Raw genomic sequence first — 26591 nt, 5'->3', positions numbered from 1 at the left:
GCTAGGCCGGGTGTTGGATCGACGGCTCTTCCGGCTCGGCGACCTCGTAGTCGCGCTCCCAGCCCTCGCACTCCAGCTTCAGGCTCTGGATGGCCACCGCGTTGGCGTTCGCGTCGAGCTCGCCGAGCACCTGGTACTCGCTCGGCCACGCGCGGTAGACCTTGTACGCCAACGCGACCTGGCCGGCCTCGTTGAGTACCTGGATCACGATGTCCTTGCGGAAGTCCCTGACGGAGGACTCCGCGCCCCTGCCCTGCCCGACGAGCCAGACCTTGTTGGCCCAGCGGTCGAAGTCGGCGTCGTGGGTCACGCCGCGCTCCAGCGTGATCGCCTCGAACTCGGTGCGCCCCGCCGACTTCCTCGGCGAGCTGGGGTCGCCGCCGTGCCGGTGCTTGACGACCTCGGTGGTCCGCTTCAGCGGGCTGATCTTGCTGACGCCGGCCACCACGTGGCCGTCCCAGACCACCAGGAACTTGAAGTTCTTGTACGGGTCGAACCGCTGCGGGTTCACGGTGAACTCGGCCATGGGAATCCTCACGCCTCGATCCGACCGGCCATCTGCTCGATCTTGATGATCACGAACTCCGCCGGCCGCAGCGGGGCGAAGCCGACCACGACGTTGACCACGCCGCTGTTGACGTCGTTCTGGGTCGTGGTCTCCCCGTCGCACTTGACGAAGTAGGCGTCCCGCGCCGAGGAGCCCTGGAAGGCGCCCCGCTGGAACAGCCCGTGCAGGAACGCGCCGATGTTGAGCCTGATCTGCGCCCAGAGGCGCTCGTCGTTGGGCTCGAACACCACCCACTTCGTGCCCCGGTAGAGGCTTTCCTCCAGCATGAGCGCCGTCCGCCGCACGGGCAGGTACTTCCACTGCGAGGTCAGCACGTCCGCGCCGGCCGAGGTGCGCGCACCCCAGACCACCGGCCCCACCACGGGGAACGACCGCAGGCAGTTGACGCCCAACGGGTTCAGCAACCCGTTCTCCAGGTCGGTCAACGGAACCGTCAGCGCGCGCACTCCGGCCAACCGCGCCTCCGTGCCCGCGGGCGCCTTCCACACACCGCGTTCGCTGTCGGTCCTGGCCAGGATTCCGGCGACCGTGCCGGAGGGCGGGAAGCTGCGCAGCCGCCCGGTGAGCGGGTCGACCAGTTGCAGGTGCGGGAAGTACAGGGCGGCGTGGTCGCTGCGCGCCACGTCCAGCGCCGGCAGGCCGGCCCGCGCCGCGTCCAGCGTGCGCCACCGGGACGGGCTGTCCACCAGCAACACCATCCGCTTGTCCCGGCACAACCGGTCGGCGGCGGCGAGCACGGCGATCATGTGATCGTCGGACAGCTCGCAGACTTCCGGCAGGGACAACAGGTTGAGGTCCTCGACGTCACGCAGCGCGTGGATGCCGGTCTTGGCGCTCTCGGTGCCGATGAGGTCGGTGTGCTTGGGCGCGGTGCCGTCCTCGCCCTTCTTCCCCCTGCCCTGCCCCTCGATGTCCCGCTCGTCACCGAGCGCGTAGGCGGTGACGTTGGGCGTGCCCTCCAACCCCAGCGCGCTGCCGGCGCTGCCGCCGAAGTGCAGCACCGTCGAGGCGTCGGCGGCTCCGGCCACCACCTGGAGCCGGCGACCGACCACGACGACGCGCGCGGCGCCGAAGGTGCGGGAGCCGACGTCGTCGGGCAGCGCGCGGAGCTTGCGTTCCAGCAGCAGCGCCACCGCGACCGGGGTGGTCGGGGCCGGGCCGTCCGCCGTGTTGTCGTAGAGCTTGTCGATCTGCCACTTGCGCTCGCCGATCGAGATCTCCACCGCGCCGGCCAGGTCCGGGATCGTCGCGGGGAGCGGGCGCGAGAGCGTGCCGACCGGGTCGGGCCGGTTGCGCTGGTTGGCGACGGCGGACACGGTCACCAGGCTGGAGCCGGCGTTGACGACGTCCACGGCGTACCGGGGGTGCGTCGGGTCCATCGACAGGTCGGCGAAGGTCTCCGTTGTGCCGCCGCCGGAGTGCTGGACCTGGAGGTTGAACGTGCTGTCGGGGGTGGGCGTCGCGTAGTCGACGGCGACCCGCAACCCGTTGCCCCATGCGCCGGGTTCCCGCGCGGTGACCGTCAACGCGGTCCCCGGCTGGTCCCCGAGCCGACTCTTCGTGACCACGTTGGCGGGCTCCGCGCCGGCGGCGACCCGCACGACGACGGCGATGCTCCCGCCGTTGAGGAAGAACTGGTGCACGGCGTAGCTGACCGGGCTGTTGGCGGCCAGACCGCCGAACCGCCGCTCGAAGTCGGCGAAACTGGTCAGCGTGACCGGCCGGCTGACCGGTCCCCGCGCGGTGTAACCGACGAACGCGGTGACCGATGTGGACACCGCGGTGATGGTGCGGACTCGACTGGGCAGTTCCTCGATGTAGACGCCGGGATAGGTTGGCGTGACGGGCATGCCACCTCCACTCCTCGAAGCAGTGCGCTCAAGGAAAAGCGGGCATGCGCTGTCGAGTTTCCCTTGCGGGAAACGAACTCGAAGACGGATCACCCCCGGGGGAAGACGCTTCCCCCCATTTCCCCTCACGGCACGCCGCTGAGACCCGGAGCACAGTCTTGGAGCGGGACTGGGGCCTGTCAACAAGTTCCGGGGAGTTGACGGGGTGCTCTCCGGTTTTTGACTCGAAAGGCCTAGTGCGGCGCGCGCTTCCCGCTCGCGACCGGATGGCCCCGGGGACGCGTCCGGTCGTCCGGTCGGTTCGACGCGTCACCGGACCGGACCTCCCGGCCCGGACCGGGACGGCGCGCCGGGCGGGCCGTCCGAGCAGAAGGGAGCAAGCCCCGCGCACGGGTGGCCCAGCACCGAAGATCACGTGGTCACGCCACCGTAGAGGCGGCGTCACAACGACGTGACCGGATCACATGACCGGTCGTCATCCGGTGGTCCACCGGCTTGCCACCGCGACGGCTCCTTGGACGTCCACATAGGACAGTTCCCACGCGCGCAGGAGCGCGCTGGTCACCGGGACCGACTTCCCATGAGGACGACCCGCGCGACGAGCTCCGGATCATCGCTCATCGGAACGTGACCGCAGCCCGGCAGCGGAACGAGCCGGGCGCCGGGAATCGCCCGCGCGGCGCGGTGCGCCTGCGTCGGCAGGAGCAGCCGGTCACGGGTTCCCCACGCGATCGTGACCGGAACCTCGGGCGGCAGCCCGGAGAACTCGGTGTGGCGCGCCACCGCCATGACCGTCTCGAACGCGGTCGCCGTGCGGAGCGCCGCGATCTCGGCGGCCACCATGGACGCGGTCCGCAACTCCGGCCGCGCGTAGACCAGACCGGTCAGCAGGCAACGGCCGGCCTGCGACCCGACCAACCACCGCACGACGCGCTCCGGCACGCGCGTCGCGCCGAACCGGAACGCCGCCAGCAGGGCGAGCGCGTACGAGCGCTCGGCCGGTGACCAGAACCCGGCGGGTGACAGGGCCGTCACGCTGCGCGCCAGCCCGCGCTGGGCGAGCACGAGCCCGGTGAACCCGCCCAGCGAGTTGCCGGCCAGGTGCGGGCGGTCCAGCCCGAGCTCGGCGAAGAACCCGGCGAAGATCTCGGCCATCGAGTCGGGCGTGGCCGGGAGGTCGGCGGGGAACGCGGGCGACCGCCCGAAGCCCGGGAGGTCCACCGCGATCACGTCGCGGTGCGCGGCCACCGCGTCGAGCACCGGCTCCCACGCCTGCCAGTGGTGCCCGATGCCGTGCAGCAGGACCAGCGGCTCGCCCCGCCCCCGCCGCTCGTACACCAGCTCCAGCGCCGTGCCGGCCGTCCGGGTCGTCACGCCGACCACCTCCCGACCCGTGCCACCGCCTCCCCGCTGGTGGCTCTTCCCGCCGCGCGCCCGCGCCACACCAGCGAACGCGCCGCACGTTCGGGGGGTACCCGCGCGCGAGGGGTCAGAAGACGGACCAGCCGGTGAGCGTGCTGAACCGGTCCAGAGCGGCCACGCCGGCCACCGAGTTGCCCCGGGAGTCCAGGCCGGGGCTCCACACGCTCAGCGTGCCGCGCCCCGGCATGACGGCCAGGATGCCGCCGCCCACACCGCTCTTGCCCGGCAGCCCGACCCGGTAGGCGAACTCGCCGGCCGCGTCGTAGGTCCCGCAGGTCAACATGATCGCGTTGATGCGCTTGGCGTCGCTGCTCGACAACACGCGGGAGCCGTCCGCGCGCAGTCCGTGACAGGCCAGGAACAACCCGGCCAGGGCCAGGTCCCGGCAGCTCATCGTCAACGAGCTCTGCCAGAAGTAGTGCTCCAGCACCGTCTGGACCGGGTTGTCCATGTTGTCGTGGCTGGCCATGAAGTAGGCCAGGGCCGCGTTGCGCGCGCCGTGCTCGGCCTCCGAGGAGGCCACCACGGCGTCGAAGTCGACCTCGTCGTTGCCGCTCTCCTCGCGCAGGAACGTCCGCAGCGCGCCCCTGGCGTCGCCGGTGAGCGTCAGCAGCCGGTCGGTCACCACGAGCGCGCCCGCGTTGATGAACGGGTTGCGCGGGATGCCGTGCTCGTGTTCGAGCTGCACCAGCGAGTTGAACGGGTTGCCCGAGGGCTCCCGCCCGACCCGCTCCCAGATGCGCTCGCCGTCCCTGGCCACCACGAGGGCGAGCCCGAAGACCTTCGCCACGCTCTGCAGCGAGAACGGCTCCTCCCAGTCGCCGACGCCGACGACCCGGCCGTCGAGGTCGGCCACCGCGAAGCCGAACTTGCGCGGGTCGACCTGCGCCAGCGCCGGGATGTAGTCCGCGAGCCGGCCCCGGCCGATCTCCGGCCCGACCTCGGACATGATCCGTTCCAACAGGGCGAGGTGGTCCACGTTGGACAGTCTGACTCGCGGGCCGCCGGACGTGCTCCGGGGGGCCGGGCGAGCGACCGGTTAGGGTGGGTGGACCCGTCCCCGAGCAGGTTGGCCGACCATGTCCCGCCCACGTCCCGTGTCCCGCACGATCAAGACCTCGGGCGAGCACGAGATCGAGATCAGGAAGTCGCGGTTCGTCTGCGCGGTGGCCAGGGCGCGGACCGAGGAGGAGGCCCGCGCCTTCGTGCAGGCGCGCCGCAAGCTCCACTTCGACGCCCGGCACAACTGCTCGGCCTACGTCGTCGGCGAGGACGGCCAGACGCAGAAGTCCAACGACGACGGCGAACCCGCCGGCACCGCGGGCATCCCGATGTTGGAGGTCCTGCGGCACCGGGGGCTCACCAACGTCGTCGCGGTGGTCACGCGGTACTTCGGCGGTGTCCTGCTCGGCGCCGGCGGGTTGATCCGCGCCTACGGCGGCGCGACCTCCGAGGCGATCGACGCGGTGGGGGTCGTGGAGCTGCGGCCGGTCCGCGTGGTGTCCACTGTGGTCGATCACGGGCGTGCCGGCCGGTTCGAGAACGACGTGCGCGGCGCGGGCTACGCCGTGCGGGACGTGCACTACGGCGCCGACGTGCGGTTCGACCTGCTCGTCGCCGAGCCCGAGATCGACTCCTTCCGCACCTGGCTGGCGGAGACCACCGCCGGCCAGGCCACCGTGACACTGGGTGAGACGACCTACACCGAGGTCGACGTCTGACCCAGGGGCGCGGCGGAGCCGATCCCGGGCGCGGCCTCGGCTCAGCCGTTGACGAACGTGAGGCTGGTCTCGTCGTAGCGGGTGCCCGCGACCAGCTCGGGCGGCGCGGCGGCCTCGATGGCGGCGAGGTCCTCGGCCGAGAGCTCCACGGTCAGCGCCGCGAGGTTCTCCTCCAGGTACCGCTGGCGCCGGGTGCCCGGGATCGGCACGACGTCCTCGCCCCGGTGCTGCACCCAGGCCAGGGCGAGCTGCCCGGCGGTGATCCCCTTCGCCGCGGCCAGCTCCTCCAGCTTCGCGACGATCGCCAGGTTCCGTTCGAGGTTGCCATCGGCGAACCGCGGTTGGGTGCGCCGCATGTCGCTCTCCGCCAGCCCGTCCAACGAGCTGTACCGGCCGGTGAGGAAGCCGCGCCCGAGCGGGGAGAACGGGACCAGGCCGACGCCCAGCTCACGGCACACCGGGGCGATCTCCGCCTCCAGGTCGCGGGTCCACAGCGACCACTCGCTCTGCAACGCGGCGATCGGGTGCACCGCGTGCGCCCGCCGGATGGTGCCCGCGCTGGCCTCGGACAGCCCGAGGTGGCGGACCTTCCCGGCGCGCACCAGCTCGGCCATGGCGCCGACGGTCTCCTCGATCGGCACCCGCGGGTCGACCCGGTGCTGGTAGTAGAGGTCGATGTGGTCGACCCCGAGGCGGCGCAGCGACGCCTCGCACGCCTGCCGCACGTAGGCGGCGTCGCCGCGGATCAGGGTCGGCTCGCCCAGGCGGTTGGCGAAGCCGAACTTGGTGGCCAGCACCACCTCGTCGCGGCGCCCGGCGACGGCCCGCCCGACCAGCTCCTCGTTGTGCCCGGCCCCGTAGTAGTCGGAGGTGTCCAGGAGGGTCACCCCGAGGTCGAGGGCGTGGCGCAGCGTCGCGATCGACTGCGCGTCGTCCGCGGCCCCGTAGGCGTGGCTCATGCCCATGCACCCCAGGCCCTGCGCGGAGACCGCGAGTTCGCCGAGGTGTCGGGTGGGGGTGGTGGACATGCTGCTGCCTCCTGGAGCCGGGAACTGTCTGCGGAGACGCTAGGTGTTGGAGCGCGCTCCAGGTCAACACGAATTCAGCGCATGCGGCCGACGCCGCAGAAGCCGGGCAGCCGGCGCACCTCGGCGCAGGGCTCGGCGTCCGGCCGCCACTCGGCCACCGACACCAGCCCGGGCGGGACCAGCTCGAACCCGGCGAACAGGTCGAGCAGCTCCGCGCGCGAGCGCAGGACCACCGGGAACCGCGCGTTCGCGTAGACGGCCTGGAACCGCTCCAGCACCTCGGGCGGCTGACCGGTCAGGCTCATGTGCGACAGGGCGAGGTGGGACCCCGGCGCGAGCGCGTCGCGGTAGCGCGCCACGATCCCGGCGGCGTCGTCCGAGCGCGGGACGAAGTGCAGCACCGCCACCATCAACAACCCGATCGGCTGACCGAAGTCGAGCAGACGGCGGACCTCCGGATGGCCCAGGATCGCGTCGACGTCCCGCAGGTCGCCCCGCACGGCGGTCGCGTACGGGTTGTCGGCGAGCAGGCCGTCGCTGTGCGCCACGGCCACCGGGTCGACGTCGACGTACACCGTGCGCGCCTCGGGGTCGACCCGCTGGGCCACCTCGTGGACGTTGCCCACGGTGGGGATGCCCGACCCCAGGTCGAGGAACTGCCGCACCCCCGCCGCGGCCAGGAACTGGACCGCGCGCCGCAGGAAGGCCCGGTTGGCCCTGGCCCCCGCCACCGTGGCCGGCATCGCCGCGATCGCCCGCTCCGCCGCCGCCCGGTCCGCGGCGAAGTTGTGGGTCCCCCCGAGGTAGTAGTCGTACATCCTGGCCGCGCTGGGCCGCTCCTTGTCGACCCGCCCGGCGGCGTCGTTGTCCGGCGACTGGTCCGGCTGTTCCACAGGTCCCCCCTCCCCGAAGTCCACCGCGACCGCGCCGCGCGTCGGCGTCAGCGGTGTCGGCGGCGGCAGCGGTGCCTTCGGCGTCAACCTTGGGTAGCCGAACCTACTCCCGTTCAGCCCATTGATCACCCGGTAGTGCTGCGGGAGTCTGGCCCGAGGGCCGGGCTGGGGAGGGCGCCATGGTGCGGGACGACCGCCGGGACGACCATCGAGAAGACCACCGACGGTCGGGGTTCGCCGCGCGGTTGCGCGCGGCCGGACGCGAGCGGCACGACCACGCCCGCGGCCGGGGCTTCGTCGACGCGCTCGTGCGCGGGCGACTGCGGCTGGAGGGCTACGTCACCCTGTTGGCGCAGCACTTCCACATCTACGCGGCGCTGGAGGAGGCCGCCGAGCGGATGCGCGCCGACCCGGTGGCCGGCCGGTTCGTCTTCGACGAGTTGGCCAGGGTTCCCGCGCTCCGGGCCGATCTCCGGTTCCTCCTCGGCGACCGGTGGCCGGAGCGGATCCCGGCGTCCCGCGCGACGGCGGACTACTGCGCCCACCTCCGCGAGGTGTGCTTCGACTGGCCCGGCGGTTTCGTGGCGCACCACTACATCCGCTATCTGGGCGACCTGTCCGGCGGGCAGGTGGTCCGGGCGGCCGTGCGGCGCGCGTACGACCTGCCGGACGACCTCGGCGCGGGTTTCTACGCCTTCCCCGGCGTCCCCAACCCCCAGCGGTTCAAGGACGCCTACCGGGAACTGCTCGACACGGCGCCCTGGGACGAGGCCGAGCGGCGGCGCATCACCGAGGAGACCCTCGTCGCCTACGACCACAACACCCGGGTCCTCGACGAGCTGGGCGCGGACCTGGAGCGGTACCTCGCCGCGTGACCGCCCCCGCCCGCACCGGCGTCGGCGTCGGCGTCGGCAGACCACAGGGGACACTCCCCGTGTCCCACGTGGAGTGATCATTTACGGCCGAACACCCGGCGCCGCAAGGAAAGCCGCCGGTGGCGCCGCGCGGCCACGCCGGCGGACCCGAGGTCCCGGCATGGCCGACGCGGCCCCCGCGTGACGGCACTGACGGCGCTGGTGGCGCTGACGGCGCTGGTGGTTCTGACCGCACGGCGGACCTCACCCGGTGAGCGGGGTCCTGCGGTCCGTGCCGCGCCGGTCGTCCACCTCCCGCCATCTTCTGCCGTAGACGACCTCCACGATCTCGGGTCGTCCGAGGAAGTCCTGCGGGAAACCCAGATCCGTGCCGCTGACCGCGTCCAGCCGCGCGAGCTGGTCCTCGTCCAGCCGCACGTCCAGCGCGGCGAGGTTGTCCCGGAGCTGGTCCTCGGTGGTGACGCCCAGGATCGGCACCACCGTGCCGGACCTGGCGCGCAGCCAGGCCAACGCCACCCTCGCCGGCGACCACCCGCCCTCCTCGGCGATCCGGACCACCTCCCGGACGATCACCTCGTCCCGGTCGCGGTCCCCCGCCCAGTTGGCCACGTCGAGCCGGCCGCCCTCACCGCGCAGGTACTTCCCGGTGAGCCGGCCCTCGGCCAGCGACCCCCAGGTCAGCACGGCGAGGTCGAACGCCCGCGCCATCGGCAACAACTCGCGCTCCGGCGTGCGTTCCAGGAGGCTGTACCGGAGTTGGACGCCGGAGAACGGGGTCCAGCCCCGCAACTCCGCCACCGTGTTGGCGCGGGAGATCTCCCACGCCGACCAGTCGGACACCGCGACGTAGCGGACCTTGCCCGCCCGCACCTGGTCGTCCAGCGCCCGCATGACCTCCTCGACGGGCGTCCAGACGTCCCTGGCGTGCACCCAGTACACGTCCACGTAGTCGGTGCGCAGCCGGCGCAGGCTCGCTTCCAGTGACGTGACGAGGTTCTTGCGGTGGTTGCCGCTGGCGTTGACGTCCGCGTCGTCGGTCGCGTTGGTGTACTTGGTGGCGAGGACGAACTCGTCCCGCCGGCCGGCGAGTAACTCCCCCAGCATGCTCTCGGACGTGCCCGCCGTGTAGATGTCCGCGGTGTCGAGGAAGTTCCCGCCCGCCGCCGCGTAGGAGCTGAGGATCCTCGCCGCGGTTTCCTTCGGCGCTCCCCAGCCCCAGTCCTCACCGAAGGTCATCGTGCCCAGGCAGAGTTCCGAGACACGCAGACCGGTCCTGCCGAACAGTGTGTAGCGCACGGACGCTCCCCATCCCGATTGCCGTGCGGACAGTTGCACCAAAACGCTAGGAGCTGAACGGTGTTCCGTACCAAGGCCATTCGGGTGCATTCTGCGCCGCGGCGAAACTGTTGCGGCGCCGCGACTGTCACCGAGCCGTGACCGTCATCCTGATGTCGTCCTCGGCGCACAACACGAACCGCTCCACCGGGGTCACGACATGCCCTTGCACCAACCGGAACCGGAAGCGGCGCGCGAGCACCGCCAGCATCAGCCGGATCTGCACCGACGCGAAGCCGGCTCCGCTGCAGTGCCGGGGACCGATGCCGAAGGGCAGGAACGCCAAGCGGTGTCGGGAGGCCGCGGCCGCCGGGGCGAACCGCTCCGGGTCGAACCGGTCCGGTTCCGGCCACACCCGCGGATTCCTGTGCACGGCCCAGATCGGATGCAGGATCGTGGTTCCGGTTGGGAGGCGGTAGCCGCCGACGGAGATCTCGGTTGTGGTCTCGCGGGCGGCGTACGGGGCCGGCGGGTAGAGGCGCATCGACTCGTTGAGCGCCATCTCCAGGTACCGCAGGCGACGCAGGTCCGCGTGGTCCGGTGTCGTTCGTCCACGGAGGACGTCGTCGAGTTCGGCGTGCAGCCGCCGTTCGACCTCGGGGTGGAGGGAGACCAGGTGCAGCGTCCACGAGGTCGCGACGCCGGAGGTGTGGTGGCCGCCCATCATCTCGCCGAGCAGGGTGTCCCGCACGCGTCCCATCGGCCATCCCGCGTCGAGCAGGACACCGACGAGGTCGGCCGAGTCCGAGCGCCCCCGCCCCGCGGCGCGCCGCTCGACCACCTCCGTGATCGCCTCGCGCAACGTCCACTGTGCTTGCTCGACGGCCTGCTCGACGCGCCGCCGCCGTTCCCCTGGCGGGATCGGCGGTTCCCCGCCACGCATCTCGTGGATGAAGTGGTCGAGCAGGAACTGGAACGCGGACACGATCCGCTCGGCGAGATCGCCCGCCGCGTCGAAGGCGTCGCCCATCGCGTAGGAGCAGACCATCCGCAGCGCGAGGTTGTTCAGCTCGTGCTGCAACGCGACGGGCTCGCGCCGGGCCGCCCAGCGGTCGGCGACCCGCTCGACCTCGGCGGCCAGTCGGGGAAAGCTCGCGGCGTGGGCCGCGTGGTCGCTCATCGCGGGCAGCACCACGCGACGCCACGGGACGTACTCCCGCTCCGGCAGCACCTGGAGGTTGCCGGACTCGAAGAAGGGGTCCAGGAAGCGGAACAGCTCGGCGGGCCGCTCGTTGAGCCGGACCGTGGCCTCCAGCAGCACGGGGTCGGCGACGGAGACCACGGTGGAGTGCGGCAGCCGGAACCGGGCCACGTCGCCGTAGCGGCGGTGGAGGTCGAGCTGGAAGGTGTGCAGGCCCCCGGCGGCCGCGATGGCCCCCATGTGGTGACCGTCACCCGACGGTGGTGGCCCCGGGATGTCGGTGAGTTCGCTGAGCACGTGTCCCACCCCCTCGATGCGAGGCTCCCTCGCATACTCGTTCGGGGCAATGCCCGATCCGGCTGACCCGGTGACGCGCGCCTCGTCTCACCGGAACGCACCAGCCGGTTGGGCCGACCGTCGGCGCCCGAAAGCGGGACGGGCCGGTTCTGGTGGCGGGGGTGCTCCGCCCCACCCGAACCGGCCGCGCCCCGCCTCGCGCGTCAGGCGGACTGGGCGCCGAGGAAGGCCAGCACCTCCCTGACCAGCGTCTCCGGCTGCTCCTCCGGCACGTAGTGCCCGCTGCCCTTCACCTCGACGACCCGGATGTCGGTGCCCATCCGCGGCCCCATCTCCTCGCGCAACTGGGCGTAGCCGAGCTCACCGGCCAGCGTCAGGATGGGCACCGCCACGGGCTCGTGGTTGGCGAGGTCGAGGATGTCCTGCCGCATCGTCTGGTACCAGCCGTTGCCCGCGCGGATCGCCTCCGCGTTGTCGTAGGCGTGGGCGTAGATCCGACGCGCGTCCTCCTCGACGGAGGCCTGGTCCAGCAGCATGTGCCCGTACAGCCAGTCGATCACGTGCCGGAACCGGCCGACGAGCAGCCGCTCGGGGAGCTCGCGGAGCTGGTTGAACGCGAACCACCACGGGTAGCTGCCCCGGCCGTGCTCCAGCGCGGCCACCTGCTCGTCCGAGCCGGGCAGCATGCCGATGTTGAGCCAGGAGTCGATGGGGACCCCCAGGTCGACGGTGACCAGGGCGCGCACCGCCCCGGGGTCGTTCGCCGCGAGGTGGTAGCCGACCGAGGCGCCGATGTCGTGGCCGAGCACGTAGGCGGACTCGTGCCCCAGGTGCCGGATCAGCTCCCCGATGTCCTGGCCCATCGTCCGCTTGTCGTAGCCGGACTCGGGCTTGGCCGAGGAGCCCATGCCCCGCAGGTCGACGGCGGTCACGCGGTAGTGCCTGGCCAGCTCCGGCATCACCTTGCGGAACTGCCACCAGGTCTGCGGCCAGCCGCCGAGCAGCACCAGGGGCTCGCCCTGCCCGCCGGTGACGTGGTGCAGGCGCGTGCCGTTGACGTCGGCGTGCGCGCTCGTGAAGTCCCCCTCCAGGGAGGCGGCGAGTTCGGCGTCGGTGGGCACGCCGTCGTCGGTGCGGGTGGCGCCGTTCGGCGCGGCCTGCGGGGTGGTCACAGCGTCCTCCATTTTTTAACGAACGATCCAGTAAACGGGCGCGACAGTGCACGCGGAGCCCCCGGGCACGCGCCCGTCAGGTCAGGCCAGCACGGCGAGGGCCTGTTCCACGGAGTCCTCGACGAAACGCCGGCGCAGCGGGGTCTTGGCCATCACGCGGATGCCCTGGAACAGGGTCACCAGGAACCGGGCCAGCGCGACGGGGTCCCTGTCCGCCGGGAGCTCGCCGGCCGCCCGCGCCCGCGTCAACGTGGCCGCGATCAGGACCTCCATGGCCTCCATCCCGGACTCCACGTGCCGACCGGCGCCCTCGTCGGCGGGCAGCTCGACCGCCGTGTTGGTCAACAGGCACCCGCGGCGCTCGGCGTCCGACAGGGCGGTCTCGGCGTAGTACCGCACCAGGCCGCGAACCGCCTCCAGCGGCGAGCCGGGCGTCGAGAGACGCGTCACCAGCGACTCCCTGGCGTCCTCGACGTACCGCTCGACGGCCTTCAGGTACAGCTCGCGCTTGCCGCCGAAGGCGCCGTAGATGCTGCCCTGGCCCAGGCCGAGGCACTCGACGAGATCCCGCATCGAGGTCGCCTCGTATCCCTTGCGCCAGAACAACTCCATCGCCGCCCGCAGCGCAACGTCGGGATCGAACTGCTTGGTCCTGCCCACGCCGGGAACGCTACCCGATCTTGATCGTGCGTTCCACAAAAGAGCGATCCTCGTCACGGTGGCGGCCGGTGTCAGGCGGACACGCGCTGGCCCGTCCGGGCGATCACGACGCGAACCGGCGCGGGGCGTGGTTGGATGGCACCGTCGTTGTTCCCGACGACGTGGTCCGATGGGTGGGCCGCGGCGTGGGGAACGTTGTTGCGGGCGGTTTGCTGATCTTCTCCCCTGGGGAGCTGGTGAGGTCGTCGTCTGGAACCGACCAGGGATGCCGTGCGGTACGGCGTCCCGACGGGACTGACTCCCGGAGGAGAAGGTATGGAACAGGGCACCGTGAAGTGGTTCAACGCGGAGAAGGGCTTCGGCTTCATCTCGCGGGACAACGGCGCTGACGTGTTCGTGCACTACTCGGAGATCCAGGGCAACGGCTTCCGCAGCCTGGAGGAGAACCAGCGCGTGGAGTTCGAGGTCACCCAGGGCGCCAAGGGCCTGCAGGCCAGCGGCGTCCGCGTGCTCTGAGCTGACCGCGAGCCGACGCGCCCACCGCGTCGACCCACGGTCCCACCGGAGCCCCGCACCCCTCGGGTGCGGGGCTCCGGCCTGTTCTGGGGCCGCTGTTCCGGAGCGCCTGTTCCGGGGGCCTGTTCCGGCTCGTCCCGGGCCGCCAGTCCGACCGCCCGTCACCCGACCGGACGAGCCTGACCGGGTGGGCGTAGACAATGGACCCGGTGTGTCCGACGCCGCGGCCGGACGTGGAAGCGAGAAGTGGTGAGCGTTCGATGAGCACGACCGACCCGCGCCGGGTGCGACCGGCCTCCCTTGAGCTGGCCTGGCGACCGGCGCGACCGGCGCTGACCGCTCCGGTCGTGGTCACCGGGGTGTTCGACGTCCTGCACGTCGGGCACGTGCGGTTCCTCACGGCCGCGCGCGAGCACGGCGGCTCACTGGTGGTCGGGGTGGAGGACGACCGGCGGGTGCGCGCGTGGAAGGGGCCGGGCCGCCCGGTCCACCCGGCGGACGAGCGGGCCGAGGTGCTGGCCGCCCTGCGCTGCGTGGACGGCACGTTCGTCGTGTCGGGTGACCCCACCGTCACCGGGTGGGAGCAGTACGTGGAGCTCCTGCGCCCGCTGGCCCCGGCCGCCCTGGCCTTCACCGAGGGCGACCCGCACGCGCTCCCGAAGCGGCGCGCCGCCACGGCCCTGGGCGCGGCCGCGATCGAGCTCCCCCTCACCCAGGGGCGCTCCACCACCGCCACGCTCCTCCGCCTCGGCGACGAGAACGAACCGCTCTCGTCGGCCTGACCGGGAGGTGGTGCCCGCGACGGGCGGGACACCACCGGGATTTCCGGTGCGGGCGCGGGTTTTCTCAGGCCGCCGAGCGGGCCTCGACCTCGTCGAGGAACGACACGACCCTGGTGCCGATCACGTCGGCCGGGATGAAGTGCCGGGCGCCGGGCACGAGATCCGCCTCGACCGAGGGCATCAGGGCCCGCGCCCTGGCCACGCCCCTGGCGGGGTCGTGCACCTTGCTCTCCGCGCCGAAGAGCGCCAGGGTCGGTGCGGTGATCGCGCGCAGCTCGTCGTCGCCGAGGTACCGGGGCGGCAGGAGCCGGATGCGGTACCCGTAGAGGCTGGCCACGGTGAGGTCCATCTGCGGGCCGTCCTCCCGCTCCCCCGTCAGCCCGGCCAGGAACCGGCGGCGGGCCGCGTCCGAGCCGGCCAGCGACATCCACACGCCGCCGAACACGAAGCCGGCGTTCAGCCCGGCCACCGCGCGGGCCGGGTCGAGCACCGAGAGGCTGACGACCCGCTCCGACTGGCGCAACGCCTGGTTGAGCGCGATCCACCCGCCGTAGGACGCGCCGACGAGGTGTGCGCGGTCCACCTCCAGCCCGGTCAGGACCTCGTCCAGCCAGGCCGCCGTGTCCTCCGGCCGCCGGATCGGGGCGGTCTGCGTGCTCCGGCCCGCCTCGCCCAGCGTGTCGACGGCGAACACCGGACGCCGCGCGGCGAGCGAACCGACGCTGTCCACCCACATCCCGGAGGTCGCGCCCTGCCCGTGCAACAACACCACGGGCGTTCCGGTCTCCTGGCCGCTGCGGTGGACGCGGGTCCGACCGAAGCCGGTCTCCACGTCCAGTTCGGACCGTTCCACCGGCCAAGCTGACATCACCCTGTCGTACGCGGCCAGGAACCTCTCCCTGGACGCGGCGTCGACGAATCCCCCAATGCCATCACCCATGCCCTACTTCCTAGCCCTCCCAGGGAGAAAAATTCAGACATCGCGGAACAAAGTGACTGACAGAACACATGACCGTCCCACCCGGACACACGGCGAAACGTCTGTCCACTCTGGACAGCGAGTCTGGGTGCTTCCGACTTCCCGCGAGGTCACCTCAACGCGGCCACCGCGCCTCCACCCCGTCGATGAACGACGGAACCCGCGCGTTGACGACCTCTGCCGACACCACCTTGCTGTGCTCGGCCACGACATCGGCCTCGACCGAAGGCACCAACGCCCGAACCCGGTCGACCGCCCTGGCGCCGTACTTCCCATTGCCCCCACTGCACAGCACCAGGGTCGGCGCGGCCATCGCGCGCAGTTCCCCGTCCGTCGGGTAGGCGGTCGGCAGGATTTCGGCTCGGTACCGGTAGACAGCGAGCACGCTGGCTTCCACCAGCGGACTGTTCGGCTCGTCGTCGACCCCCTCGGCCAGCAGGCGGCGCCGTGCCGCGTCGGACCTGGCCGCCCACAGCATCCGCGAGATCCCCGCCAGGCCGAGGAAGAAGGAACGTCTCAGGCGCAGCAGGTGGACCGGGTTGAGCAGGGACAGGCTGGCCACCCGGTCAGGACGGCGCAGGGCGTGGTTGAGCGCGACCCACCCGCCGTACGTGGTGCCGACCAGGTGGACACGCCCCAGCCCGGTCCGCGCCAGCACCTCGTCCAGCCACCGCGCGGTGTCCTCGGCTCCCCGGATCGGCGCCGTCTGCACGCCGCGCCCCGCTCCACCCAGGATCTCGACGGCGAACACCGGACGACGTTCGGCGAACACCGCGACGTTCTTCGCCCAGACTGCCGGAGAAACCACCTGCGTGGACAGCAGCACGACGGGAGTTCCGCTCGCCCGCCCGCACCGGTGGACGTGGCTGCGCCCGAACGCCGTGTCGACGTCGAAGGAGTACCGCTCCACCGGCCAGGCCGCCATCGCCCTGTCATAGGCCACCAGAAAGCGTTGCTCCACCTGAGCGTTGGCGAATCTTCCCAGTTGTCCGGTCACGGTCTCTTCCTAGTACGCGCGCGAGACACGGCACGAGATGATCCACAACACCTGCCCGACGATCCGCCGCACCCGCACTGCCCATACGCTACGGTATGGCCGTCTCCATACTGTCCGGTATGGAGGGTGGTTGCGAAGGGGGCGTGCCATGCCTGCTCTCACCCGCGTCGCCGTGGTCACCACGGCCGCGTGCCTGGTCGTCATCGCCGGCCTGCATCTGGCCTGGGCGTTCGGTTTCCCGTGGCCGGCCGGCGATTCCACCGCGCTCGCCAGGGCCGTGCTCGGCGCGACCGACGGCGGCGGGCTCCCGCCCGCACCGCTCACGGCCGCTGTCGCGGTCGCGTTGACCGGCGCGGCGTTGCTGCTCCTCGCCCGGATCGACGCGCTCGGCGGCAGCGTGCGAACCCTGCTCACCAAGGACGTTCCACGCCGGCTCGTGACGCTGGGGTGCGCGCTGCTCTGCGCCGGGCTGTTCCTGCGCGGACTCGGCGGCTTCGCGAAACACGCGCTGGGCGCGCTCGACGACCGGGCGCACGAGTACGTCGTGCTCGACCTGCGGGTCTACTCCCCGCTCTGCGTCCTGTTGGCGCTCGGGGCGCTGCTGGCCCTGCGAAACCAACCGACTCGCGCCACGTGACGCGGCAGCCGGCGAAAGCCTTGCCCAGGAACGGAAATCAGACCGTGGACGCCCGGTGGACGTCGAGCAGGTCGGTCTCCTGCGTGGCCCAGACCTCCCGCAGCGCGTCCGCGCCGTTCCGCTCCGCGTACTCGCACTCGGCGAGGGTGATCGGGACGAGGGTGACGATCTGCAGCATCGGCTCGGCCGCGCCCGCCGGGTAGAGGTTGAACTCCTCGTCGCAGAACGGGTGCGTGGTCGCCAGCAGCCCCTGGATCAGCGTGTCCGGGATCAGCGGCTGGTCGTTCTGCACCACGGTGCCGTACTCCAGGCCCTCGCCGCTGTCGACGACGATCCTGGCCAACGAGTCCACCAGGAACTGGGCCACCGGCTCCTGGTCGGCCTGGAGCGAGCAGACCAGCTCCTCCACGTGCCGGACGTCGACGCGCCACAGCCGCAGACCGCTGGTCACCACCGAGACCATGTCGTACTCGGGGTGTTCGTAGACGGCGAGCGCGTACGCGTGGTCGTCGGCGGTGGCGCCCGGGGCGCCCGCCTCCTCGACACCGCGAACCCGACCGAGGTGGCGTTCGATGTGCTCGACGAGCGCGTCGTCGTTGTCCGACACGGCGTTCCTCTCCTGCTCGCGACCAGTTCCGGGACGCCGCGCGTCCGGTCAAGGGCGTTCCACCCTACCGTTCTGGCCGGACAGAGCCCGCACCTGATCGTCTGTTCGCCGGAGGTGTCGCTACTCCGAACGGGGGTGCCACCAGGTGGGCGCCGGCCGACCGTGGTCTACTCCACTTCGACCCACCGGCTCCGGCAAGTGGCGTTTTCCCTTTTGTACCAAGGAAAATCCGGCGGATCGGAGCAACGCCACCGCACCCGTCGGCGTGCGATGCTGCCCGTCATGACCCTGTCGTCGCTGGCCGGTTTCGTCGTCGCCGTCGCCCTCGCGGCGATGGTGCCGGGGCCCACCACCGCCCTGGTGATCCGGCGCGGCGCGCTCGGCGGGGCCAGGGCCGCCGCCCCGGTGATCGCGGGGATGCAGGCCGGCCTCTCCGCGTGGGCGCTGGCCTCGGCGTGGGGGCTGGCCGCGCTGGTGGCCGCGAGCGAGGTCGCCTTCCTGGTCCTGCGGGTGGTCGGCGCGGTGGTGCTGGTGTACCTGGGAGTTCAGGCGTGGCGGGCCGCCCGCGCCGTGACCGAGGACAACGGAGTCAGTGGGGCCGACGGGAACGGCGGGAACGGCGCAGGGGACGAGGCGGCCGCGCGCGCCGGCTGGTGGCGGGCCGCCGGCGCCGGTCTGCTGACGAACCTGACGAACCCGAAGATCGCCGTGTTCGCGTTCGCCTTCTACCCCCAGTTCATCTCGCCCGGCGCGGACGTGCTGACGACGACGATGGCGTTGGCGCTGCTGCACATCGTCGTCGACAGCACGTGGTTCCTGGTCGTCGCGGCGTTCGTCGGGCGGGTGCGCGCGTTCTTCGGCAGGGCGAACGTCCGCCGCCACCTGGAGCGGATCACCGGCACCGTCCTCATCGCACTCGGGCTGCGCCTGGCGGTCCACCAGCCCTAGGGCGTCCGTCCGATTCGGGCACATCGCCCCCGCATGTCCCTCCCCTGTGGACAGGTTCTGGCCGTCTGCCGTTTCCTGATGTTCACTGATGATCTTGCCGTCCCGCGTGCTCCGGCGCGCGGGCGCGGACCACGGTGAGCGGAGCGGGAAGGGGACCGGACATGACGCTCGACGGACAGGACCACGAGGCCGTGGTGCTCTGGGCCGCGGACTGCGCCGAGCACGTGCTACCCCACTTCGAGGAGCGGTACCCCGAGGACGACCGGCCGCGCCGGGCCGTCGAGGCCGGCCGCGCCTGGGCGCGGGGCGAGATCACGCCGGGCGCGGCGCGGGCCGCCGCGTTCGCCGCGCGCGCGGCGGCCAGGGACGCCGTCGAGCCGGCCGCGCGGGCCGCGGCCAGGGCCGCCGGGCACGCCGCGGCCTCGGCCCACGTCGCCGGGCACGCCCCGCACGCCGCCCACTACGCCGCCTCGGCCGCCACCCACGCCGCCGTCACCACGAACGCCACCGCCAGGGAGCAGGCGTGGCAGTACGGGCGGCTCCCGGAACACCTGCGCCCAGCGGTGTTCCCCACGCCGTCGGCGACGGCCGAGCCGGGTCAGAGGCTCAGCTTGTACCCGAGGTGAGTGGCCTCGAAGCCGAGGCGCTCGTAGAACCGGTGCGCGTCGACCCGGGTGCGGTCCGAGGTCAGTTGGACGAGCTGGCAGCCGGCCGCCCGCGCCTCCTCCACCGCCCAGGTGATCAGCTCCTCGCCGAGGCCGCTGCCCCGCTGGTCGGCGCGCACCCGCACGCCCTCGACCTGGGCCCGGGTGGCGCCCCGCCGCGCCAGGCCGACGAGGAAGGAGAGCTGGAGCGTGCCGACGACCTCCCCGTCGCGCTCCGCGACCACGAGGAGCTGGTGCGGGTCGGTGTCCAGCGCGACGAAGGCGTTCTGGTACGGGGCGAGGTCGTCGGGCGTCTCCCTGGTCGCGCCCAGGACGTCGTCGGCGAGCAGGGCGACGATCGCGGGGACGTCCTCGGCGAGCGCCGGCCGGATCGTCACGCCCCGCGTGGCGCTGTCCATACCAACCCCTTTCCCGCCCCGTGGGCGGCACACCTCGTGATCACGTCTCGGGCCGGGCGAGGCGCCGGCCGGGTCCCGACCTGAGGGATCGGGCCCCGACCGGCGGGTCACCGGCGGTCAGCGGGGGTCGCGCCGCCGGCCGTTCGAGTCGAACCCGGCGCGGCGCAGGGCGTCGGCGAGCGCGCCGCCGCCACCCGATCCCCCGCGGTCCGACCGCTGCTGTCGGTTCTGCCTGCGCTGCTGGTCGCCGCGCTGCCCCTGGTCCCGCTGCCCCTGGTCCCGCTGCCCCTGGTCGCGCTTCCCTTGGTCGCGCTGTCCCTGGTCACGCTGTCCCTGGCCGCGCCGCCCGCCGCCGTCGCGGTCCCGCCGGCCGGACTCCGCGCCGCCGCGCTGGCCGCCCGGCTCCACGTCGTCGTCCAGCCGCAGCGTGAGCGCGATCCGCTTGCGCGCGACGTCGACGTCGAGCACCTTCACCTTCACGATGTCGCCCGGCTTGGCGACGTCCCTCGGGTCCTTGACGAAGGTCCTGGACATCGCCGAGACGTGGACCAGACCGTCCTGGTGCACGCCGATGTCGACGAACGCGCCGAAGGCCGCGACGTTGGTGACCACGCCCTCCAGCACCATGCCCTGCCGCAGGTCCTGGATCTTGTCCACGCCCTCGGCGAAGGTCGCGGTGCGGAAGGCCGGGCGCGGGTCGCGGCCCGGCTTCTCCAGCTCGCGCAGGATGTCGGTGACGGTCGGCAGGCCGAACGTGTCGTCCACGAACTGCTTCGGCTCCAGCCGGCGGAGCTTTCCCGAGTCGCCGATCAACGACCTGATGTCGCCGCCGGTCGTGGTGAGGATGCGCCGCACCACCGGGTAGGCCTCGGGGTGCACGCTGGAGGCGTCGAGCGGGTCGTCGCCGCCGGGGATGCGGAGGAAGCCGGCGCACTGCTCGAACGCCTTCGGGCCGAGCCGGGGCACGTCGCGCAGCGCGCGCCGCGAGCGGAACGGGCCGTGCGTGTCGCGGTGCTGCACGATGTTCTCCGCCAGCCCCTCGCTGATGCCCGACACGCGGGTCAGCAGCGGCACGGAGGCGGTGTTGACGTCCACGCCGACGCCGTTCACGCAGTCCTCGACCACGGCGTCGAGCGAGCGGGAGAGCTTCAGCTCCGCGATGTCGTGCTGGTACTGGCCGACGCCGATCGACTTCGGGTCGATCTTCACCAGCTCCGCGAGCGGGTCCTGCAACCGGCGCGCGATCGACACCGCGCCGCGCAGCGACACGTCGAGGTCGGGCAGCTCGCGCGCGGCGTAGGCCGACGCCGAGTAGACCGACGCGCCGGCCTCGGAGACCACGGCCTTGGTGAGGTTCAGCTCGGGGTGCAGCTTGATCAGCTCGGCGGCGAGCTTGTCGGTCTCCCGCGACGCGGTGCCGTTGCCGATCGCGACCAGCTCGACCTTGTGCGCCCTGGCCAGCCGCGCGAGGACCGCGACGGCCTCGTCCCAGCGCCGCTGCGGCTGGTGCGGGTAGATCGTCTCGGTGGCCACGACCTTGCCGGTGGCGTCGACCACGGCGACCTTCACGCCCGTCCGGTAGCCGGGGTCCAGGCCCATGGTCGCGCGGGTGCCGGCCGGCGCGGCGAGCAGCAGGTCGCGGAGGTTGGCGGCGAACACCCGGGCCGCCTCGTCCTCGGCCGCCTGCCGCAGGCGCATCCGCAGGTCGATGCCGAGCCGGACCAGCACGCGGGTGCGCCACGCCCAGCGCACGGTGTCCGTCAGCCAGCGGTCGGCGGGCCGGCCCCGGTCGGCGATGCCGAAGCGCTGCGCGATCTCGATCTCGTAGTCGCTCGGGCCGGTCCGCGCCTCGGTCTCCTCGGCGGTCGGCTCCGGGTCCAGGGTGAGGTCGAGGACCTCCTCCTTCTCACCCCGGAACAGCGCGAGGACGCGGTGCGACGGCAGCTTGGTGAAGGGCTCGTCGAACTCGAAGTAGTCCGCGAACTTCGCGCCCTCCTCCTCCTTGCCGGCGCGCACGCGGGAGGAGACCCGGCCCCGGGTCCACATCTTCTCCCGCAGCCCGCCGACGAGGTCGGCGTCCTCGGCGAACCGCTCGACCAGGATGGCGCGGGCGCCCTCCAGCGCGGCGGCGGCGTCGGGCACGCCCTTCTCGGCGTCCACATAGGACGCCGCGCTCGCCTGCGGGTCGTGGCTCGGGTCGCCGAGGAGCAGGTCTGCCAGCGGCTCCAGCCCCGCCTCCCTGGCGATCTGCGCCTTGGTGCGCCGCTTGGGCTTGTAGGGGAGGTAGATGTCCTCCAGGCGCGCCTTGGAGTCGGCGGCCATGATCCGGGCCTCCAGCTCCGCGTCGAGCTTGCCCTGGGCGCGGATCGAGTCGAGGATCGCGGTCCGCCGCTCCTCCATCTCGCGCAGGTACCGCAGGCGCTCCTCCAGGGCGCGCAACTGCGTGTCGTCGAGCGCACCGGTCGCCTCCTTGCGGTACCGGGCGACGAACGGCACGGTCGCGCCGCCGTCGAGCAGCTCGACGGCCGCCCGCACCTGGCGTTCGCGCACGCCGAGCTCGTCGGCGATCCGCTGGTGCAGGGCGGCCTCCTGGCCGGACCCGGCCGCCGGGTTCGCCGGAGCCGCCGGGGGCGTCACGTCGTCGGGGGTGACGTCGGATGCCGGGGGTGTCGTGGTCACGATCCTGATCCGCCTTCTCGCTTCAGCTTCGAGAGGCATTCTGCCGCGACCCGATCGTGGCGCTCACGCCGCCCCGCCGCCCCCAGACCCGCACCCGACCGGGTAAGCCCCGACCACCACCCCCGCTGACCAGCGACAACGCCCTCCAACAGCCGGAAGAGCCCCGGGCGACCACCCGCCCGGGGCCGCCCTACCGCAGGTCCCGCCGCCCGGCCTTCACCCACCCCACGAACGCGGCGAACCACGTGCTGACACAGTGCTGACACAGTGCTGGCCGCACACGTGCTCGCTGACGAACCGGTTCAGCCGAGGCACCGCATGACTCGCACTGGCGGCCCGCCCTACCCAGCCAGCTCGGGGGCACCTTCCCGGAGATGGGCGAACCACGTCGCGATGGACCGCTTGTAGCCGGCAGGCATGGTCAGCGCGGGCACCTCGTGCTCTGCGAACAGCCCGACTTCCCTGTGCTCGTGGGAAAGGACCGGCTCGGCCACGGTGTTCGGGTAGCAGCCGTAGGTCACGATGAAGACGTCTTTCCCCACGGTGGCGATGTGGTACATCCACGAGTCCAGAATCGGCCCCGTGCGGACCGCCCACTGTGCCTCTTCGGTGATCTCCCGTGCCACGCACTCCTCAGGAGTCTCACCCGGTTCGATCCTGCCCCCAGGCAGTTCCCACTCGTCGCGTTCGTTCTTCAGCAGCAGCACCTTGCCGTCACGGACGACCACGCCCTTGATGGAGACGGGGAAGGCACGCGGCACGTAGTCGGGCTGGGCCACCGATATCTCCTTCGGACACTGGGCGCTGCCGGCGAACGTAGCAGCGTGGAAAGCGGCCCCACGATCACGTTCAGCCCTGTGGTGTTGACAGTTCGTCACTGGACGAGGCGGGCAGTCCGGCGCTCTGCTGATCACACCGACCGTTCAAGCGTGAGAACGCCGCCCTCTCTGACCGAGGTTGGGCGTTGCGGTGGCGGGGGGAGCCCCGGGCGACCACCCGCCCGGGGCCGGCCTACCGCAACTCCCGCCGCCCGGCCTTCACCCACCCCACGAACGCGCTCGCAGCGAACTACCTCAGGTCGAACTCACCGGCCCGCACACGGCCCACGAAGGCAGACCACGCATCCCGGCTGGTAGTGAGGAAGCCACCGGCACGGTGCTTGGTGTCCCGCACCGCAACCTCGCTGCGAAGTACACCAACCTCGACACAGGCAGCGTTACCAGAGGTGTACTTGGACTTCCGCCACGTCGTCACGGCATCGACGTAGACCCTGTCGTCGCTCACATCGCCACCTCCGCCTGCGCACCGATGAACTGCCTACCTGAGGTCGGAGGCATCAGCCTCGACACTCTCGATGAACATGCTGGACAAGGACCGACTCGCCACAGGGTGACCGCCGCATCGGTTCTTGCCGTCGCGGAGCGGGAAGCGACCAGGTAGAGACGTGATCTCGGCGCAGCCACCGCCGTTGCCAGCACTGCGGCTGCTGGACTTCCACCAGATACGGATCACTGTGACCGCCTTCCCCACTGGGAAGAGCCCGCTAACACAGGTCGAGTCTGCCAACCTTCACCTGCGCGACAAAGGCACTCCACACCGCCGGACTAGCGGCGATGAACCCGCCGGCACGGTGCTTGGTGTCCCGGACCGCGACCCCACCGTCCATCACACCCACCTCAACACAGGAAGCGTTGCCCGCACTACGGGAAGACTTCCGCCACCCCCAAGGCGCATCGCGGAGGTTCCCTCTACCGATCATGTCGATAGCTCCTTCTTCATCTGGTGGATGAACAGCCGCGATTTTTCCTGATCAAGCGCTGTGATCTGAAGACGGCTCATGGTCTCGACGTAGTCGGCCACGTCGCTCGGGTCGGTCTGGTAGTGCGCCGCCCTCCTGGTGTCGTAGTAGGCCATGCGGTTGCCGTCGTCGAACTCCAGCAACATGAACGAACCGAACAGCCCGGCATGCGGCCCCGTGCTGAGAGGAACGACCTGGATCTCGATGTTGCTGCGCTCCGACTCCTCCAGGAGGAAGTCGAGCTGTTCAGCCATGACCTTCGGCGGGCCGACCGGGCGTCGCAGGGCCGGTTCGTCCATCACCACCCACAGGCGAATGGGATCGTCCGCGCGATGGATGATCTCCTTGCGCTGCATCCGCAGCTCGACGCTCGCCCGCACATCGACACCCCTGGTCGTCTCCGCGTGATTGCGGATGATCTCGAAGGCGTAGGCCGGAGTCTGGAGCAAGCCGGTGATCACTGTGGCCTCGAACGCGTGCATCCGCGTGGCGAAGTACTCCAGTGCCACGAACAGCTCGAAGTCGTGGGTGCTGGAGATCGGGCCGTTGGTCTTGCGCTTCGCGGCGCTCAGGGTCTCGGTCATGCGGGGCAACAGGTCCGGGCGGCCGTAGAAGCCGAGCAGGACCTCCAGCGTCGGGAGGCTGGGCAGGCTGGTGCCGCTCTCCAGGTGGGCCAGCGCGGGTTGGGTGATGCCGATGCGCGCCGCCGCCTCGGTCTGCTTCTTGCCCGTCGCCTCCCGCAGGCGTCGGAGCTCGTGGGACAGCCATCGCCGCGCGACGGCGGGGCTGAGGATGTTCTGCATGGGCTCACCCTTCCCGGGTGAGTCCCCGCTCCGTCAAAGCAGATCACCTGATCGAGTAGCTACCCGCATATAGATGCGAGCTCTAATGTATGCGTATCAGGCAGTGATCAGCGACACACCGTCTGACACCAAGTGATCGGACCACCAGGCGAGGTTCCGCGACCCGGAGTGTGTTTGCCGCCTGGCTCCTCGACTGCGGCGGGTCCGGGGCGCTCCCCCTTCCCCCGACCGGCCCCGGGCCCGCCGCGCCTCGTCGTTCCTCTCCCCCGTGTCCAGTCAGTGAAGGTCCCGTCAGCGAAGACGGAGGTTCGCCATGTCCACGACCATCTCCCCCGACTGTCCGGACGGTCACCCGCACCAGCTTTCCCACACCTGGCTGCCGTTCCAGGGTCTGCGGCACGCCTATGCCGGGAACAAGCAGGACAGCGGCGTCGCCGTCACCCTGTTCTGCGACGTCACGGCGGTGAGCACCAGCTACCCGCCCGACCACGAGGAATGGCTCCACTGGCCGGAGTGCGGCACGTGCCGCGACGTCGCCAAAGCCCGAGTGGCGCGGCTGGCCGAGATGCGCTCGAACTGGCTTCCCGCCTACGGTTCCCGCTGACACTCCGTCCACAGAGGACAAGTCCACAAAGGAGAGAAAGGCTCACCTCCGGTCGGGGCGGCCACCCGCCCCCTGATCAACCCCGATCGGGCGTGACGCCCGCGAACAGGTCGTCCTCGGGCAGCGAGGTCGGCACGTGGGAGCGGGCGAGGTGGTAGTCCTCGGTGGGCCACACCCGCTGCTCCATTTCCACCGGGCAGGCCATCTCGGGGCCGTCCGGGTCGATCTGGGTACGGTGCGCGAGCAGCGCCTCCCGGCGGGTCGGGAAGTACTCGGCGCACTCGACCCGCGTGGTGACCTCCCAGACCGGATGGGAGTCGTCCCACATCGCCAGGATGTCGCCCTCCCACGACGGCAGGCCGGCCTCCGTCATGGCCTTGTAGATGGCCTCGAAGTAGGGCTTGGTGAAGGTACAGTCGTAGTAGAGCTTCAGGGGCTGCCACGGCTGCCCGGCGTCGGGGTAGCGGGTGGGATCGCCGGCGGCCTCGAACGCCTCCACCGACACCTGGTGGGTCTTGATGTGGTCCGGGTGCGGGTAACCGCCGTTCTCGTCGTAGGTCAGGATCACGTGCGGCCGGAACTCGCGCACGGCCTGGACGAGCGGAGCGGCGGCGATCTCCAGCGGCTGCACGGCGAAACAGCCCTCCGGCAGCTCCTCGCCCTCCTTGGGCAGGCCGGAGTCGACGAACCCGAGGAAGCGCTGGTCGACGCCCAGGATCTTCTTGGCGGCGGCCATCTCCTCCTGGCGCAGCCGGGGCAGGTCCGCCCAGACCTCGGGCCGGTCCAGCGCCGGGTTGAGGACGTCGCCGCGTTCTCCCCCGGTCATGGTGCAGACCAGGACCTCCGCGCCTTCCACGGCGTAGCGGGCCATGGTGGCCGCGCCCTTGCTCGACTCGTCGTCGGGGTGGGCGTGCACCGCCATCAGGCGCAGGCCGGCGCGGGGTTGGACAGGGGTGGTCACGTCAGGTTCTCCTGTGCGACTCGGGGTACGGGACGGGTTGCCGCTGACCGGTCGGCCAGGCGGACGCTGATGAGCACGGCCGAGCGGCCCAGCGGCGCGCCGGGCAGCCGAGCTCACAGGTAGATGTAACCCATAGGGGTGACAGTAGATCACGCGTGAAAAGCCGGGAACCCCGTTTCCAGCCAAGTCGTGCGGCGCTGACCAGGCCGAACAAGTTCTGTCAGCGACGGTCAGCGGTTGGTAGGCGTCCGGTCA

29 protein-coding genes are annotated in these 26591 nt (G+C 71.7%); 8 read left to right on the top strand and 21 right to left on the bottom strand.

Annotated features, from left to right (window positions below):
* Position 1: 1 nt before the first annotated feature.
* The 4 genes from BUE43_RS07985 to BUE43_RS07970 form a co-directional block, all read right to left on the bottom strand.
* Complete coding sequence (locus BUE43_RS07985; protein ID WP_234995598.1) at positions 2-538, bottom strand: phage tail protein; 537 nt, start codon at positions 536-538, stop codon at positions 2-4.
* A complete protein-coding gene (locus BUE43_RS07980) occupies positions 535-2418 on the bottom strand; it encodes a phage tail sheath C-terminal domain-containing protein (RefSeq protein WP_073480716.1) in 1884 nt (627 codons plus the stop codon). Before BUE43_RS07980 ends, BUE43_RS07985 begins: the two co-directional genes overlap by 4 nt.
* Positions 2419-2979: 561 nt before the next feature.
* On the bottom strand, positions 2980-3792 hold the full coding sequence (locus tag BUE43_RS07975) for an alpha/beta fold hydrolase (protein WP_234995597.1): 813 nt from the start codon (positions 3790-3792) through the stop codon (positions 2980-2982).
* A 115-nt stretch (positions 3793-3907) separates the two neighbouring features.
* Positions 3908-4819: a glutaminase gene (locus BUE43_RS07970; protein WP_073480714.1), complete on the bottom strand. Its 912-nt coding sequence runs from the start codon at positions 4817-4819 to the stop codon at positions 3908-3910.
* 100 nt (positions 4820-4919) lie between these two features.
* On the opposite strand from BUE43_RS07970, the gene BUE43_RS07965 reads away from it, so the two are divergent.
* Entirely contained in the window at positions 4920-5561 is a 642-nt protein-coding gene (locus BUE43_RS07965) for a YigZ family protein (protein ID WP_073480713.1), read from the top strand.
* Positions 5562-5602: 41 nt separating this feature from the next.
* Here the strand turns inward: BUE43_RS07965 and BUE43_RS07960 are convergent, their stop codons facing one another.
* Together BUE43_RS07960 and BUE43_RS07955 are read right to left on the bottom strand one after the other, a co-directional pair.
* The gene (locus tag BUE43_RS07960) at positions 5603-6589 is read right to left on the bottom strand and encodes an aldo/keto reductase (RefSeq protein ID WP_073480712.1); all 987 of its coding nucleotides are present in this window, start codon (positions 6587-6589) and stop codon (positions 5603-5605) included.
* 74 nt (positions 6590-6663) lie between these two features.
* Positions 6664-7482 (bottom strand): SAM-dependent methyltransferase, encoded by an 819-nt coding sequence (locus BUE43_RS07955; RefSeq protein ID WP_073480711.1) that lies wholly within the window; start codon positions 7480-7482, stop codon positions 6664-6666.
* Positions 7483-7661: 179 nt separating this feature from the next.
* Here BUE43_RS07955 and BUE43_RS07950 point away from each other — a divergent pair, with 179 nt between their 5' ends.
* On the top strand, positions 7662-8357 hold the full coding sequence (locus BUE43_RS07950; RefSeq protein WP_073480710.1) for a biliverdin-producing heme oxygenase: 696 nt from the start codon (positions 7662-7664) through the stop codon (positions 8355-8357).
* Positions 8358-8600: 243 nt separating this feature from the next.
* On the opposite strand, the gene BUE43_RS07945 is transcribed toward BUE43_RS07950, so the two are convergent.
* From BUE43_RS07945 to BUE43_RS07930, 4 genes are all read right to left on the bottom strand, one after another.
* Positions 8601-9653 (bottom strand): aldo/keto reductase, encoded by a 1053-nt coding sequence (locus BUE43_RS07945; protein WP_073480709.1) that lies wholly within the window; start codon positions 9651-9653, stop codon positions 8601-8603.
* Positions 9654-9780: 127 nt separating this feature from the next.
* Entirely contained in the window at positions 9781-11073 is a 1293-nt protein-coding gene (locus tag BUE43_RS07940) for a cytochrome P450 (RefSeq protein ID WP_073480999.1), read from the bottom strand.
* 260 nt (positions 11074-11333) lie between these two features.
* A complete protein-coding gene (locus BUE43_RS07935) occupies positions 11334-12302 on the bottom strand; it encodes an alpha/beta fold hydrolase (protein ID WP_200797408.1) in 969 nt (322 codons plus the stop codon).
* Positions 12303-12383: 81 nt separating this feature from the next.
* On the bottom strand, positions 12384-12962 hold the full coding sequence (locus BUE43_RS07930; RefSeq protein WP_073480708.1) for a TetR/AcrR family transcriptional regulator: 579 nt from the start codon (positions 12960-12962) through the stop codon (positions 12384-12386).
* A gap of 315 nt (positions 12963-13277) precedes the next feature.
* Here BUE43_RS07930 and BUE43_RS07925 point away from each other — a divergent pair, with 315 nt between their 5' ends.
* Together BUE43_RS07925 and BUE43_RS07920 are read left to right on the top strand one after the other, a co-directional pair.
* The gene (locus BUE43_RS07925; RefSeq protein WP_073480707.1) at positions 13278-13478 is read left to right on the top strand and encodes a cold-shock protein; all 201 of its coding nucleotides are present in this window, start codon (positions 13278-13280) and stop codon (positions 13476-13478) included.
* 260 nt (positions 13479-13738) lie between these two features.
* A complete protein-coding gene (locus tag BUE43_RS07920; protein WP_083959444.1) occupies positions 13739-14260 on the top strand; it encodes an adenylyltransferase/cytidyltransferase family protein in 522 nt (173 codons plus the stop codon).
* Positions 14261-14324: 64 nt separating this feature from the next.
* On the opposite strand, the gene BUE43_RS07915 is transcribed toward BUE43_RS07920, so the two are convergent.
* Both BUE43_RS07915 and BUE43_RS07910 read right to left on the bottom strand, forming a co-directional pair.
* Positions 14325-15200 (bottom strand): alpha/beta fold hydrolase, encoded by an 876-nt coding sequence (locus BUE43_RS07915; protein ID WP_073480706.1) that lies wholly within the window; start codon positions 15198-15200, stop codon positions 14325-14327.
* Between the two features lie 154 nt (positions 15201-15354).
* A complete protein-coding gene (locus BUE43_RS07910; protein ID WP_143174019.1) occupies positions 15355-16236 on the bottom strand; it encodes an alpha/beta fold hydrolase in 882 nt (293 codons plus the stop codon).
* 148 nt (positions 16237-16384) lie between these two features.
* Between BUE43_RS07910 and BUE43_RS07905 the strand changes: the two genes are divergently transcribed.
* Positions 16385-16873 carry a DUF3995 domain-containing protein gene (locus tag BUE43_RS07905; RefSeq protein ID WP_073480704.1) on the top strand — a complete coding sequence of 163 codons (489 nt, stop codon included), beginning with the start codon at positions 16385-16387 and terminating at the stop codon, positions 16871-16873.
* 37 nt (positions 16874-16910) lie between these two features.
* On the opposite strand, the gene BUE43_RS07900 is transcribed toward BUE43_RS07905, so the two are convergent.
* Complete coding sequence (locus tag BUE43_RS07900) at positions 16911-17480, bottom strand: suppressor of fused domain protein (RefSeq protein WP_073480703.1); 570 nt, start codon at positions 17478-17480, stop codon at positions 16911-16913.
* Positions 17481-17762: 282 nt separating this feature from the next.
* On the opposite strand from BUE43_RS07900, the gene BUE43_RS07895 reads away from it, so the two are divergent.
* Together BUE43_RS07895 and BUE43_RS07890 are read left to right on the top strand one after the other, a co-directional pair.
* Positions 17763-18428, top strand: a complete 666-nt coding sequence (locus tag BUE43_RS07895; protein WP_073480996.1) for a LysE family translocator — start codon at positions 17763-17765, stop codon at positions 18426-18428.
* 161 nt (positions 18429-18589) lie between these two features.
* A complete protein-coding gene (locus tag BUE43_RS07890; RefSeq protein ID WP_073480702.1) occupies positions 18590-19054 on the top strand; it encodes a putative immunity protein in 465 nt (154 codons plus the stop codon).
* Here BUE43_RS07890 and BUE43_RS07885 read toward each other — a convergent pair.
* The 7 genes from BUE43_RS07885 to BUE43_RS07855 all read right to left on the bottom strand — a co-directional run bounded on the left by BUE43_RS07885 (position 19027) and on the right by BUE43_RS07855 (position 24771).
* Positions 19027-19491, bottom strand: coding sequence for a GNAT family N-acetyltransferase (locus BUE43_RS07885; RefSeq protein WP_073480701.1), 465 nt, complete (start codon positions 19489-19491; stop codon positions 19027-19029). The genes BUE43_RS07890 and BUE43_RS07885 overlap by 28 nt on opposite strands.
* A gap of 117 nt (positions 19492-19608) precedes the next feature.
* Positions 19609-22128 carry a Tex family protein gene (locus tag BUE43_RS07880; RefSeq protein ID WP_407697103.1) on the bottom strand — a complete coding sequence of 840 codons (2520 nt, stop codon included), beginning with the start codon at positions 22126-22128 and terminating at the stop codon, positions 19609-19611.
* 383 nt (positions 22129-22511) lie between these two features.
* Positions 22512-22949: an NUDIX hydrolase gene (locus tag BUE43_RS07875; protein ID WP_073480700.1), complete on the bottom strand. Its 438-nt coding sequence runs from the start codon at positions 22947-22949 to the stop codon at positions 22512-22514.
* A gap of 289 nt (positions 22950-23238) precedes the next feature.
* Positions 23239-23424 carry a DUF397 domain-containing protein gene (locus tag BUE43_RS07870; RefSeq protein ID WP_083959510.1) on the bottom strand — a complete coding sequence of 62 codons (186 nt, stop codon included), beginning with the start codon at positions 23422-23424 and terminating at the stop codon, positions 23239-23241.
* Positions 23425-23487: 63 nt separating this feature from the next.
* The gene (locus BUE43_RS35920) at positions 23488-23682 is read right to left on the bottom strand and encodes a DUF397 domain-containing protein (protein ID WP_159447708.1); all 195 of its coding nucleotides are present in this window, start codon (positions 23680-23682) and stop codon (positions 23488-23490) included.
* Positions 23683-23713: 31 nt separating this feature from the next.
* A complete protein-coding gene (locus BUE43_RS07860; protein WP_073480697.1) occupies positions 23714-23929 on the bottom strand; it encodes a DUF397 domain-containing protein in 216 nt (71 codons plus the stop codon).
* Positions 23926-24771, bottom strand: coding sequence for a helix-turn-helix domain-containing protein (locus tag BUE43_RS07855; RefSeq protein WP_073480696.1), 846 nt, complete (start codon positions 24769-24771; stop codon positions 23926-23928). The genes BUE43_RS07860 and BUE43_RS07855 overlap by 4 nt, the downstream gene beginning before the upstream one ends.
* Positions 24772-25084: 313 nt before the next feature.
* Here BUE43_RS07855 and BUE43_RS07850 point away from each other — a divergent pair, with 313 nt between their 5' ends.
* Positions 25085-25375 carry a hypothetical protein gene (locus BUE43_RS07850; protein WP_073480695.1) on the top strand — a complete coding sequence of 97 codons (291 nt, stop codon included), beginning with the start codon at positions 25085-25087 and terminating at the stop codon, positions 25373-25375.
* A gap of 76 nt (positions 25376-25451) precedes the next feature.
* On the opposite strand, the gene mca is transcribed toward BUE43_RS07850, so the two are convergent.
* Positions 25452-26297, bottom strand: coding sequence for a mycothiol conjugate amidase Mca (mca, locus tag BUE43_RS07845; RefSeq protein ID WP_073480994.1), 846 nt, complete (start codon positions 26295-26297; stop codon positions 25452-25454).
* Positions 26298-26591: the final 294 nt, after the last annotated feature.

It is taken from the genome of Streptoalloteichus hindustanus, from assembly GCF_900129375.1.
In the GTDB taxonomy this organism is placed as follows: Bacteria; Actinomycetota; Actinomycetes; order Mycobacteriales; family Pseudonocardiaceae; genus Streptoalloteichus; species Streptoalloteichus hindustanus.
This window is presented reverse-complemented; position numbering and strand designations above follow the sequence as displayed.

Bases quoted from the DNA above. Each gene is read 5' to 3' on its own strand.
- BUE43_RS07980 (WP_073480716.1), bottom strand. From the start codon at position 2,418: ATGCCCGTCACGCCAACCTATCCCGGCGTCTACATCGAGGAACTGCCC.
- BUE43_RS07965 (WP_073480713.1), top strand. From the start codon at position 4,920: ATGTCCCGCCCACGTCCCGTGTCCCGCACGATCAAGACCTCGGGCGAG.
- BUE43_RS07960 (WP_073480712.1), bottom strand. From the start codon at position 6,589: ATGTCCACCACCCCCACCCGACACCTCGGCGAACTCGCGGTCTCCGCG.
- BUE43_RS07950 (WP_073480710.1), top strand. From the start codon at position 7,662: ATGGTGCGGGACGACCGCCGGGACGACCATCGAGAAGACCACCGACGG.
- BUE43_RS07940 (WP_073480999.1), bottom strand. From the start codon at position 11,073: ATGGGGGCCATCGCGGCCGCCGGGGGCCTGCACACCTTCCAGCTCGAC.
- BUE43_RS07925 (WP_073480707.1), top strand. From the start codon at position 13,278: ATGGAACAGGGCACCGTGAAGTGGTTCAACGCGGAGAAGGGCTTCGGC.
- BUE43_RS07920 (WP_083959444.1), top strand. From the start codon at position 13,739: ATGAGCACGACCGACCCGCGCCGGGTGCGACCGGCCTCCCTTGAGCTG.
- BUE43_RS07915 (WP_073480706.1), bottom strand. From the start codon at position 15,200: ATGGGTGATGGCATTGGGGGATTCGTCGACGCCGCGTCCAGGGAGAGG.
- BUE43_RS07905 (WP_073480704.1), top strand. From the start codon at position 16,385: ATGCCTGCTCTCACCCGCGTCGCCGTGGTCACCACGGCCGCGTGCCTG.
- BUE43_RS07895 (WP_073480996.1), top strand. From the start codon at position 17,763: ATGACCCTGTCGTCGCTGGCCGGTTTCGTCGTCGCCGTCGCCCTCGCG.
- BUE43_RS07890 (WP_073480702.1), top strand. From the start codon at position 18,590: ATGACGCTCGACGGACAGGACCACGAGGCCGTGGTGCTCTGGGCCGCG.
- BUE43_RS07885 (WP_073480701.1), bottom strand. From the start codon at position 19,491: ATGGACAGCGCCACGCGGGGCGTGACGATCCGGCCGGCGCTCGCCGAG.
- BUE43_RS07860 (WP_073480697.1), bottom strand. From the start codon at position 23,929: ATGATCGGTAGAGGGAACCTCCGCGATGCGCCTTGGGGGTGGCGGAAG.
- BUE43_RS07855 (WP_073480696.1), bottom strand. From the start codon at position 24,771: ATGCAGAACATCCTCAGCCCCGCCGTCGCGCGGCGATGGCTGTCCCAC.
- BUE43_RS07850 (WP_073480695.1), top strand. From the start codon at position 25,085: ATGTCCACGACCATCTCCCCCGACTGTCCGGACGGTCACCCGCACCAG.
- mca (WP_073480994.1), bottom strand. From the start codon at position 26,297: ATGGCGGTGCACGCCCACCCCGACGACGAGTCGAGCAAGGGCGCGGCC.